Source organism: Paenibacillus shirakamiensis, assembly GCF_017874255.1.
Taxonomy (GTDB): Bacteria; Bacillota; Bacilli; order Paenibacillales; family Paenibacillaceae; genus Fontibacillus; species Fontibacillus shirakamiensis.
The window spans coordinates 174,390-185,946 of record NZ_JAGGLD010000006.1 but is presented as its reverse complement, the minus strand read 5'-3'; the positions used below and the strand labels follow the sequence as shown (position 1 = coordinate 185,946).

Genomic DNA, 11,557 nt, shown 5'->3' with positions numbered 1-11,557 from the left:
AAGCTTCGAATTAAACTCCGCTCGACTTGCATGTATTAGGCATGCCGCCAGCGTTCGTCCTGAGCCAGGATCAAACTCTCCATTAAGGATTAAAATGCTCTTCTCCAGAAGAGAAGATCTTTTAATCAGGTGTTTGAATTGCTCATTTTGAAACTGACGAGAATTACTTCTCTTAAAATGAATATCGATCCGACCGAAGTCGTCTCTCGTTCATATGTTTTACTCACTCGTTGTTCAGTTTTCAAAGATCAATTTCTCTTATATAGCGCCGCTTTGCGTCTCTTTCGATGTCTCAGCAGCAACTCTTATAATATAACATGTTGTCTCACCGTTTGGCAAGTCATAATTTTTACCAGTTCGTAATGTTTCTTTCCGGTGAAACAATATGTCTCATGGCCGGAATAAGAATATACCATAGACTAAGACTACTTAGCAAGCATTTTATTATAAAAATTTTTAAAAGCTTGGAAGTCTCCTGCTCTATATTAAAACCAGCTTTAATTAACAAGCTCTCTCCCTTATCTATATAGGTTCCTTCTTATACGCAATACCCCTCACATAACCCTCCCCTGATTGAATATACATAGGTAAGAGGTCAATCCAGCCTTTAATTTAAGGGAGGTGCCTAGGCAATGCCGTCATCCGACAAGTCTCTCTTTATCGTGTCCAAGGAGGACTGGTCACTACACCGTAAAGGATATCAGGACCAGCAGCGGCATGAGAAAAAGGTAAAGGAAATCATCAAACAAAACCTTCCTGATCTCATCACTGAAGAAAATATAATCATGTCTGATGGAAAACAGATTATTAAAGTCCCTCTACGCAATCTGGAAGAGTATAGATTCGTCCATAATTTTCAGAAAGAAAAACATGTAGGCCAAGGTGATGGGGATTCATCTGTTGGTGATGTACTAGGGAAAGATAGCCCAAAACAGCCTGGCAAAGGTGAAGGTGCTGGCGACCAGCCAGGTGTGGATATGATGGAAGCAGAGATCAGTATTGAAGAATTAGAAGATATGCTTTTCAATGAATTAGAACTACCTTATATGAAGGAAAAGGATAATCAGCAACTTGAGGTTGACGATATACGTTTTAATGACATTCGTAAAAAAGGCATTATGTCTAATATAGACAAGAAACGTACGATCTTAGAAAATCTGCGTCGTAACGCTAGAAATGGGCAACCTGGCATTCATAAAATCTCTCCAGATGATATCCGCTACAAAACATGGGAGGATATTATCATCCCTCGTTCAAATGCTGTAATTATCGCAATGATGGATACTTCAGGATCCATGGGGGCTTTTGAAAAATATTGCGCACGTAGCTTCTTTTTTTGGATGACACGATTCTTGCGCAGGCAATATGAAAAAGTTGAGATTGTGTTCATTGCTCACCATACAGAAGCGCGCGAGGTATCTGAAGAGGATTTTTTCACCCGTGGAGAAAGTGGGGGCACCATCTGTTCATCCGCTTACATTAAAGCCCTAGAGATCATCGATACACGTTATCCACCTTCAAGCTTTAACATCTACCCTTTTCACTTCTCAGATGGAGATAATCTCACCTCAGACAATGATCGCTGCGTCAAGCTAATAGGCGAACTCCTAAAACGAAGCAATTTGTTCGGCTATGGAGAAGTGAATCAATATAACCGAGGTAGTACACTCATGTCGGCATATAAGCATATTAAGCAAGAACAATTCATGCATTACATCATTAAGGAAAAAGGCGCTGTCTATCACGCCCTTAAGAGTTTCTTCCAAAAGCGTGAAGGGGGAGTTGCCCCATGAATCAAGATTTGCAGAAATTAGAACATGCCATAGCGGAGATCATGGAGATTGCGGATGGGTTCGGGCTAGATTATTATCCAATGCGCTATGAAATTTGCCCTTCGGATATTATTTATACATTCGGTGCTTATGGCATGCCCACAAGGTTCAGCCATTGGAGCTTCGGCAAATCATTTAATAAGATGAAAATGCAATACGATTTTGGACTGAGCAAGATCTACGAATTGGTTATCAATTCCGACCCTTGCTATGCTTTCCTGCTAGATGGCAATTCCCTAATCCAAAACAAACTCATTGTGGCGCATGTACTGGCGCATTGTGATTTTTTCAAGAATAATTTGCGTTTCTCTGGAACTAATCGCAATATGGTAGACAGCATGTCAGCCACCGCTGAGCGAATCAGTCAATATGAGCTGGTGCATGGTGAAGATGCTGTAGAAGCCTTTATGGATGCGGTACTCGCGATTCAAGAGCATGTCGATCCACAACTAATCAAGCCACGCAGACTGGAGAAACGCCGTTACACCGATGCGCGTATACAAGAACAAAAAGATGCTCACAAGAAAATAGTTCATGAGGGCCCTTATGATGATCTGTGGCGATTAGATGATCAAAATAACGATACATCTCCCCCTCTTACTGATGGCCCCTCTAGTGTTGCTCCATTCCCGCCCTCCCCTGAAAAGGATCTAGTCTGGTTCATTCAGGAGTATTCAGATGTACTTGAAGACTGGCAACGAGACATTATGAGTATGCTGCGGGAAGAAATGCTCTATTTCTGGCCACAGATGGAGACCAAAATCATGAATGAAGGCTGGGCTTCCTACTGGCATCAGCGTATTGTTCGTGAATTAGATCTGACCAGTGAAGAGACTATAGAATTCGCTAAGCTGAACTCTTCGGTAGTGCAGCCTTCCACGCAAAGCCTGAACCCTTACTACTTGGGATTGAAAATATTTGAAGATATCGAGCGCAGATGGGATAAACCTACACTAGAGGAACAAGAGCGTTATGGAAGAAGTCCAGGAAAAGGGCGCGAAAAGATGTTCGAAGTCCGAGAACTCGATTCGGATACTTCCTTTATTCGCAGCTATCTTACCAAGGATCTGACCCGCGATCTTGATTTGTATGTATTCGAAAAACAAGGCCCAGAATGGAAGATCACAGATAAAGCTTGGGAAAACATCCGAGATCAGCTTGTCTATTCTAGGGTTAATGGAGGTTCTCCTTATATTGTTGTTCAAGATGGAGATTTCCAGCGAACAGGAGAACTTGTGCTAAAGCACCAATTCGAAGGCACAGAACTTGATTTGAAATATTTGGAGCGCACCCTTCCCTATGTACATCAGCTATGGGGCCGAACGGTACATCTCGAAACCGTTATCGACGATAAAAAGGCTGTATTCACTTATGATGGTACGAAGCATTATAGGAAGTTTACTTAAAAATGATATCCCTTCTGCCTTAGGCGGGAGGGATTTTTATGTTCTGTACAGGTGTCTTATGAGTTAAAGTCAAGGATCTTAGGAGTCATAGAATAACTTTAAGCCTAGAGATTAGCCTGTTATGTAGATGGTAACGAAATAGGAGTTTTATCCAAATTTAATAAGAAGTTTAATAGATTACTTTAGATTGACAGCTCTTCCGAAAAAGGAAATGAATAGCATTTGCCTATAAGCTACTTGCTTCATGCTTTCTTGCTTTCTTGCTTATTTACTTATTTACTTATTTACTTGCTTGATTGCTTGATTGCTTACTTTTCCCCTTACTTTTTTACCTACTTGATTGATTGATTGATTGCTTACTTACTTACTTTTTCCCTTACTTTTTCACCTACTTTTTACCTACTTTTTTACTTGATTATTTACTTACTTGACTGTTTACTTACTTTTTACTTATTTAATTGCTTCTTTCTTTCTCGATAGAATAAGTTTTTTCGCAAAAGAGCAAGTGTTCTGAACTTTGGCTCTGATAAACACAAACGTTAAACAGATAGAAAAACCGTTCTCTCTCATGGAGAAAACGGCTATAGTTTTTCGAAACCACTATTTTGTTTCTTAACCTAAGACTCTTAGATTTCGAGTTCAGGTTCAGGTTTTGTTTTTTGTTCTTGTTATTGTTATTGTTATTGTTCTCGATTCTGTTCTAGTTCTATCCGGGTTCGGGTTCGGGTTCGGGTTCGGGTTTTAGTTCTCTGGCTTCTTACTACTGCTACCTCTAGCTCACTTACTACCGATTAAGCAAGCTACCCACATAGCGCAGCAGTTCGTTGGCCGAGCCCGGCGTGTAGCCATGTTCGTCCACCAATCTCTTTATGACTTCATTAATCCGTTTGAGCTGACTCTCATCCGGCGTTTTGGTCGAAGTTGTAATCTTCACGATATCTTTCAAATCAATGAATAACTTCTTCTCAATTGCTTCACGCAGGCGTTCATGATCATTGTATTCAAACTTCCGCCCCTTGCGTGAATAAGAAGATATTCGAATCAGAATTTCTTCGCGGAATGCTTTTTTTGCATTTTCCGAAATACCAATCTGCTCCTCGATAGAACGCATTAAGCGCTCATCTGGGTCCATCTCCTCATCGGTTAAGGGGTCGCGTATCTTGGACCAGTTGCAGAAGGACTCAATATTATCTAGATAATTCTCAAATAGTGTACGGGCAGACTCCTCAAATGAGTATACGAATGCCTTCTGCACTTCTTTTTTGGCTAATTCATCATATTCCTTACGTGCGATAGCAATAAAATTGAGATAACGTTCACGTTCTTCACGTGTAATGGACGCATGCTGATCTAGCCCATCTTTAATCGCACGCAAAATGTCGAGTCCGTTAATATACTGCAAATCTTGCTTAATCAGCGCACTGGAAATCCGGTTAATTACATAACGCGGGTCTACACCTGACATGCCTTCATCAAGATATTCATTTTGTAATTCCTTGAGATCCGCGATTTTGTATCCTTCCACTTCTTCACCATCATAAAGTCTCATCTTCTTCAGCAGGTCTACACCTTGTTTTTTGGATTCTTTCAGACGAGATAGAATAGAGAAAATGGCTGCGGCTTTCAGGGAATGCGGGGCAATATGGATATGACCCATGTCGCTTTGTCCTATCAGCTTGGCGTAGATTCTCTCTTCTTGTGAAACTTTAAGATTATACGGAATTGGCATAACAATCATACGAGATTGCAATGCTTCATTTTTCTTATTTGCAATGAATGTCTTGTATTCCGATTCGTTCGTGTGGGCTACAATTAATTCATCCGCACTAATTAAAGCAAACCGACCTGCCTTGAAATTCCCCTCTTGGGTTAATGAGAGTAAGTTCCACAAAAATTTCTCATCGCATTTCAGCATTTCTTGGAATTCCATCAGGCCTCGATTTGCTTTGTTCAACTCTCCATCAAATCGGTAGGCCCTTGGGTCAGACTCCGATCCAAATTCCGTAATGGTTGAAAAATCAATACTCCCTGTCAGATCAGCTATGTCTTGAGATTTGGGATCCGAGGGACTAAATGTGCCAATGCCCACCCGGGCATCTTCAGATATTTCCAATCGGACTACACGGACTTGCTCGATATCTCCGCCATATTCTGATTTGACGCGTAATTGACACACCGGGCAAAGATTGCCTTCGATCCTTACGCTTAGCTCCTTCTCAAAATCTGGGCGAAGCTCATGGGGAATAAGATGAAGTGGATCTTCATGCATGGGGCAATCTTCGATTGCGTAAATCGCCCCCTTATCGGTGCGAGAGTATTTCTCAAGTCCTCTTTTTAACAGAGTAACCAGCGTCGATTTGCCTCCACTAACCGGACCCATCAAAAGCAATATCCGTTTACGTACATCCAAACGACGGGCAGCAGAATGAAAATATTCTTCGACCAGCTTCTCAATCGCTCGATCTAAGCCAAAGATCTCCTGCTCAAAAAATTTATATTGCTTATGTCCATTCACTTCTTCTACGCCATAGGACTCGATCATGTCATATACTCGGGCATGAGCTGTTTTGGCGGGAGATGGGTCCTTTTTGAGTAATTCAATATAATTTTTAAAAGTACCGCTCCAAGCCAACCGATCGCTCTCTGCCCGATATGCTGCTACGCGCTCAAAAATATCCATGCTTGGTACCTCCTGTGCTTCCGATATGAACTCGCAATCTTTACCGTCTGAGCAGTACACGCATTATCCGTAAAGTGTAAAAAAGGATATTACATACTTATGCGACTTTGTACAATTAATTGACGATTTTGTAGAAGTGATTTTTAGGAGATGCAGGAAAGCCTTTGCAACCCTTATGATATAATTTATCTACCTAGTAAAAAGGAGCAAACTAATGGCTGTACAGCATGAAACTGAACTGTACCTTCCGCTAAAACAGCATTTCGAAGCGCAGGGTTATACTGTTAAGAGTGAAGTCCGACACTGTGATCTCGTGGGATTCCTGCCTGGACAGGATCAACCCTTAATTGTAGAAATGAAAAGAATATTCAATCTTGCTCTCCTTCTTCAGGGATTAGAGCGACAGAAGCTTAGTCCCCTCGTCTATCTAGCCGTGGAACGGAACCGGACGAAGAAAGGTGCACATAGTCAAAAGTGGAGCGAAATTATAAAGCTCTGTCAAAGACTGGACCTCGGTCTCATTACGGTGACTCACTATAAAACCAAAGCGGCTTTTGTTGAAGTGTTATGTACCCCTTCTGTTGGAACGGCTAGCTCTAATCGGGTGAAACCTATCAAAAATCGTGTCTCCAAACTTGTTACGGAATTCCACGAACGCAGTGGAGATTATAATGTAGGAGGAAGTAGAGGAACGAAGTTAGTGACAGCATACCGAGAACGCGCTCTGAAGCTAGCTACGGTCATGTCTCAGAGCACGGAGCCGATGGCTCCAAGGCAAGTTCGCGATCTAAGCGGTATCGGCAAAGCCGCGGCCATGTTGCGGGATAACTACTACGGCTGGTTCAACCGTGTAAGCCGTGGGCTCTACGCTCTAACTCCTGAGGGACAAGCTGCACTGCAACGATATGATCAGGTTACAGCAAGCCATCGCCTTTTTGCCGAAATGGCCGAGGTTATCGGCGATAGTGAAGATGAGAGTCATGCAGATGAGTCATCATGGTGAAGAAGAGTGGTTTGGATCTACGGCAAAGTAGAACGATAGGAAAGTGTAACAGAATTGAAAAGGAATCTGAGGTCATGGAGTCTGGGATAATGAACTTTGGATGTTGAATCTAAAATCGTGGAATCCGGGATGATGGAATATACGGTGATAGGATCTAGAATGATGAAGCTAAAGTAATGAAAATCTGGGAAGATGCGATCTGGAACGACGAGAGCTCCTATGATGAATCTTGGGTGCTGAATCTAAGACGAGGCGATGTGGAATTAATGGAATCTCGGATGTTGAAATCTGGAACATGGGATCTGGAATGACAGGACCTCTGATGATGAAATCTGGAATATGAATTCTGGAATGTTAGGTCTCAGATGAAGAACTAGGACGATGAAGTATAAAAAAGAACGTACAGATGAGGAAGCCTATGGCTCTCATCTGGCCGCTGAGTTCACAGCACGGGGACTATACGTCCCACCGTGCTGTGAACTCGGCGGCCGCCGCGGCAATGCGCGCGAGGCCCACCTGCAAGCGTTCGCGGCTCACCGCCGCAACGCTAAGGCGCAGCGTCCGCGAAGGCTCCGCCGCGGACGCAAGATCTACGGCGCCAACGTGGAACGTGGCGCCGTGAATCCGCGCAGCGCGCAGCAGCGCGGCGCTGTCCCAGCCTTCCGGCAGCGTTCCCCACAGGTAACGCCCGCTGCCGGGAGGCTGGTGCTTGAAGGCTGTGGCGAGAACACCGCCACCGTCTTCAAGCCAAGCAAGCGCCTCGGCTTGCCGCGATCGATATTCGCGGTTCAAGGCCGAGGCGTACTTGCGCCAGGAGAAATCCGGCGCAAGCAGTACCTCAGGATCCGCGAGTTGCGGACCGCGGATCTTCAACCTTCTCTCTTGCACATTAGAGAGAAGCCCCAAATGGGATATCCACGACTCCTCCCCCCGCACCCATCCTAGAGATAGGCCATGTTCGGCTAAAGATCCAATTTCAATCCTTTTTTCAAATCCTGAATCTTGACAAATGTTGTATAGAGAGGTACGCCGCTCCTCCTCATTGAATAACGGTGCTTCATTCCTTTCCCACTCTACTAGAATCGGAATATCCCTATGATGAAGTAACTTTATGAATCTAACAAATTCGCTCTCTACCACTAATCCCCCGCTACCTTTCACCGCATAGGCACTCTGATTATCTTCAACTCGGATATGAACAAAGGCAGGTGGATTAGTTAAGAGCAATGATTCAAACTGTGCCCACCCCTTATCATTTTGAATCGATAGCTGAACAGCTACAGCACCACATGATTTAATCTTTTCCACAATATAAGTATCTAGAGAGTTCATCGTAATCATCACATCACCTGGCTTCAACAGAGCCTCATACACGCGAAGAATTCCTTCTTTCCGGCCCGATGTTAGAATGATCGAGTCATTGCCTGAAGCTTCGTCTTGCTCGCCCTTCTGTTGAGAATTAGGAAAACCCAACCATGCATGAAATAACCAAGACGCCAAAGCCTGATGATTAGAGATGATGTGTTCTTCTGCATACCTCATGATTATGGGTGTATGAATCAAGGAGTCCAACACGTTCCGAACAAAGGTAGGATCCGCTTTTTCTTCATCCAGCCGAATGATATTTTCAACGTTCAATTCAGCGTCATACCATGGATTCAATCCACTTCCTCCTCGGGTTTTGTCTTCCTTCTATTCTAAAATCTATATGCGTAAGGACAGACTTTATAACCACAATATCCTATGAATCTAGTGTGTATGGAAATTCATGAAAATTTCCAACATTTTTGCATCGCCACCATCACAATGATAGAATGAAATGGGAAAAAACAGAAATTTGCTAGACTTGAGGTGAGTTACTTGTCCTATGGTACTGAGCCGGTATCCACTCGGCCTGGAACACGGAGCTCTGCAAGCAAGGGAGCAAACGTAAAATTATTTTTAGTAATTTGGATCGTATTTATAGGTTTAGGTGTTGGCGCCACCTATATGTATAGTCAGCATCTCAAACAAACGATGTTGTCAGAACTGGATGCCAAATGGAGAATACAGTCCAATCAGTTCAAATCTGACTATAGCGCTCAAATGAATTCCCTCTCCAAAGAAGTTAAGGAGCTTGATGGTAAGGTCCAGTCCTTTAATGAACTACTGACTTTCACAAAGGATAATGCTAGCAACAAGACAGACAATAGCAACAAACTATACACACAACTCAATGAAGTCAAAAAACAACTCAGCCTTCTTCAAAACAAAATGGATCTGCTCAAATGAACATGAATACCAAACACATAAACCGACTTTTTTTATTGATTCTCGCTCCATTCTTCGGGCTTTTTCTTGCATTACTGCTGCTAGGGTCTATGCAGATACATTGGAAGCCTGAAGCTATCGTACTTGAGCCTACTAACATGGAGCTTCAACAGAAATTGAAGACCACTTCGGAGACGCTGTCAGTGGCTGAAGGAGCCGCAAAATACACTACCGCTACAATTCGCAAAACAGCAATGCTTTATCAGCAAACTAACGAGACCTTTACCCATGTTGTACATGCTTCATCTTCCGTAGCTGCAAAGCCTGAACTCATCTATAATCGAAGAATTGTACAACAGATTGGTCTGTCCCCCATTGAGATTGTGCAGAGCAATAAGATTCGAATCGAATTATATAAGTTCAATCCGGGCGACTACCGAGCCTATGCCATGAAGATTAAGTTAAAAGAACCATCAGCAATGAAAATGGCCTTAGAAGGTACCGTACCCGGTACTGCTGTAACAACTATGCAAGCCGTACAACACACCGGAGCGGTTGCTGGCATCAATGCCGGAGGTTTTGCAGACATGGGCGGCAAACGATACCCCTTAAGCACAACCATTCAAAACGGTAAATATATCAATGGATTCGAACCCAGCTTTAAGGATCTATCCTTCGTAGGAATTAATGAGACGGGGCAGCTAATTGGAGGGAAATTTAGTAGTCAATCTCAGCTTGATTCTTTGAAACCATCCTTCGGAGCTACCTTTGTCCCTGTTCTTATCCAAAATGGCATGAAAACTAAAATTCCAGATCAATGGATAACTTCACCCTATCGCGCACCTCGAACTATTATTGGCAATTATAAAGATGATCAACTTTTAGTTGTAGTCGTGGATGGTTATAACGAAAATGGTAGTTCAGGCGCCTCTTTACCTGAACTTCAGGATAAGCTCTATAATCTTGGCGTATATAACGCATATAATCTTGATGGAGGAGGTTCTGCCTCTTTGATCTTGAATGGCAGGGTCGTAAATACCCCTTCTGACGGAGCCCTTCGACCGGTGCCCACACACTTTCTATTTTTTAAATAGAATAATGTTTTATTTTGGATGGGTCGGAGTTATAATAGGGGATAGTATACGTTGGAGGTGTCGGCAATGACTTTCTCATTAACTTTTTGGATTATAGCTCTTGTGTTCGTTCTGTTCGTAGCCGGAATTCTTACATCATCGTATAATGAAGACAAAACTAAAGGTTTATAATCAAGAAAGCTCTTCCTACAGGAAGAGTTTTTTTGTTGTCTTTGTACTCCTTATCTTGACGAACAAAAACCTCCAGATGTAACAAAGAAGAGCACCCCGACTAATTACATCGAGGTGCTCTTGTATGCTGGTTAACCCAGTTTTGGCAGATGATTCATTTCTGTGAGACATTGACCACAGATCGTGCGCTCTTTGAATTCTTTGACTTCTTCCATCGAACCGCAGAATACGCATTTAGGACGATAACGCTCCAAAATAATATGATCACCCTGAACTAAAATTTCAACAGGGTCGCCTTCGTTCATTTGATATCTTTTCCGAAGCGATTTGGGTAAGACGATTCTCCCCAGTTGATCCACTTTACGGACCACACCAGCAGGTTTCATAAATAAAGTACACCTCTCCCGATAAATATAGACACACCCTTAACCATTGCTCTCTCTCATGAAGATATTCGAAGCTTCCCCCTTCTTATATCCCATAGCAAAGATAGTATGTCTTTAAATATAGTTATTTCGATGCATATTGTTGGAATCCTGCTGGATTTTAAAAAAATTGTAATATTCTTTATAAGAATATCGATTTATGTCGCGTTTTGTAATTAATTATACCTTATTTATCCATTCCAGGAAAATCCAGTTGACGAAGAGCTTCATAAACGATAATTGCCGCAGAATTCGACAGGTTCAATGATCTCACTTTGTCAGTCATCGGCATCCGAATTAAATGTTCAGGATGAGCCTGTAAAATCTCAGGAGATAGTCCTTTAGTCTCTTTCCCGAATACAAAGAAGTCTCCATCTTGATATTGAAAATCAGCGTAGTTCTGAGAAGCTTTGGTAGTTGCAAAAAAGAAACGATTTCCTGAATATTTCTCTTCTACTTCTGCAAAAGAATCATGATATTCAATATGAACAGCGTACCAATAATCCAATCCTGCACGCTTCAATGTTGCATCGTCTGTCCTGAAACCCAAGGGTCGAACCAAATGTAAATGAATACCTGTTGCTGCACATGTACGGGCGATGTTACCCGTATTAGCCGGAATTTCCGGTTCAACAAGAACAATATGTAATGCCATATTACACCTCAACTTTTTAAATACTCTTTGAATCGACTTAT

At 42.5% G+C, this 11,557-nt stretch carries 10 protein-coding genes and 1 rRNA gene; 6 read left to right on the top strand and 5 right to left on the bottom strand.

Annotation, left to right across the window (positions count from 1 at the left end):
- Positions 1-86: ribosomal RNA gene (locus J2Z69_RS15980) — 16S ribosomal RNA — on the bottom strand; the annotation flags it as partial.
- 546 nt (positions 87-632) lie between these two features.
- Between J2Z69_RS15980 and yhbH the strand changes: the two genes are divergently transcribed.
- Both yhbH and J2Z69_RS15970 read left to right on the top strand, forming a co-directional pair.
- Complete coding sequence (gene yhbH / locus J2Z69_RS15975) at positions 633-1,793, top strand: sporulation protein YhbH (protein ID WP_209864830.1); 1,161 nt, start codon at positions 633-635, stop codon at positions 1,791-1,793.
- The gene (locus J2Z69_RS15970; protein WP_209864826.1) at positions 1,790-3,238 is read left to right on the top strand and encodes a SpoVR family protein; all 1,449 of its coding nucleotides are present in this window, start codon (positions 1,790-1,792) and stop codon (positions 3,236-3,238) included. The genes yhbH and J2Z69_RS15970 overlap by 4 nt, the downstream gene beginning before the upstream one ends.
- Before the next feature lie 784 nt (positions 3,239-4,022).
- Here the strand turns inward: J2Z69_RS15970 and J2Z69_RS15965 are convergent.
- Positions 4,023-5,918, bottom strand: coding sequence for a PrkA family serine protein kinase (locus J2Z69_RS15965; RefSeq protein WP_209864823.1), 1,896 nt, complete (start codon positions 5,916-5,918; stop codon positions 4,023-4,025).
- A 214-nt stretch (positions 5,919-6,132) separates the two neighbouring features.
- Here J2Z69_RS15965 and J2Z69_RS15960 point away from each other — a divergent pair, with 214 nt between their 5' ends.
- Complete coding sequence (locus tag J2Z69_RS15960) at positions 6,133-6,921, top strand: DUF2161 family putative PD-(D/E)XK-type phosphodiesterase (protein WP_209864820.1); 789 nt, start codon at positions 6,133-6,135, stop codon at positions 6,919-6,921.
- A gap of 176 nt (positions 6,922-7,097) precedes the next feature.
- Positions 7,098-7,232 carry a hypothetical protein gene (locus tag J2Z69_RS19335; protein WP_281069419.1) on the top strand — a complete coding sequence of 45 codons (135 nt, stop codon included), beginning with the start codon at positions 7,098-7,100 and terminating at the stop codon, positions 7,230-7,232.
- 145 nt (positions 7,233-7,377) lie between these two features.
- Here the strand turns inward: J2Z69_RS19335 and J2Z69_RS15955 are convergent, their stop codons facing one another.
- On the bottom strand, positions 7,378-8,583 hold the full coding sequence (locus J2Z69_RS15955) for a hypothetical protein (protein WP_209864817.1): 1,206 nt from the start codon (positions 8,581-8,583) through the stop codon (positions 7,378-7,380).
- Positions 8,584-8,781: 198 nt separating this feature from the next.
- Between J2Z69_RS15955 and J2Z69_RS15950 the strand changes: the two genes are divergently transcribed.
- Both J2Z69_RS15950 and J2Z69_RS15945 read left to right on the top strand, forming a co-directional pair.
- A complete protein-coding gene (locus J2Z69_RS15950) occupies positions 8,782-9,192 on the top strand; it encodes a hypothetical protein (RefSeq protein WP_209864863.1) in 411 nt (136 codons plus the stop codon).
- Positions 9,189-10,265 carry a phosphodiester glycosidase family protein gene (locus tag J2Z69_RS15945; protein WP_209864814.1) on the top strand — a complete coding sequence of 359 codons (1,077 nt, stop codon included), beginning with the start codon at positions 9,189-9,191 and terminating at the stop codon, positions 10,263-10,265. The genes J2Z69_RS15950 and J2Z69_RS15945 overlap by 4 nt, the downstream gene beginning before the upstream one ends.
- A gap of 302 nt (positions 10,266-10,567) precedes the next feature.
- On the opposite strand, the gene J2Z69_RS15940 is transcribed toward J2Z69_RS15945, so the two are convergent.
- Both J2Z69_RS15940 and trmL read right to left on the bottom strand, forming a co-directional pair.
- On the bottom strand, positions 10,568-10,822 hold the full coding sequence (locus tag J2Z69_RS15940; protein ID WP_209864812.1) for an AbrB/MazE/SpoVT family DNA-binding domain-containing protein: 255 nt from the start codon (positions 10,820-10,822) through the stop codon (positions 10,568-10,570).
- 226 nt (positions 10,823-11,048) lie between these two features.
- On the bottom strand, positions 11,049-11,516 hold the full coding sequence (trmL, locus tag J2Z69_RS15935; protein WP_209864810.1) for a tRNA (uridine(34)/cytosine(34)/5-carboxymethylaminomethyluridine(34)-2'-O)-methyltransferase TrmL: 468 nt from the start codon (positions 11,514-11,516) through the stop codon (positions 11,049-11,051).
- Between the last annotated feature and the right edge of the window lie 41 nt (positions 11,517-11,557).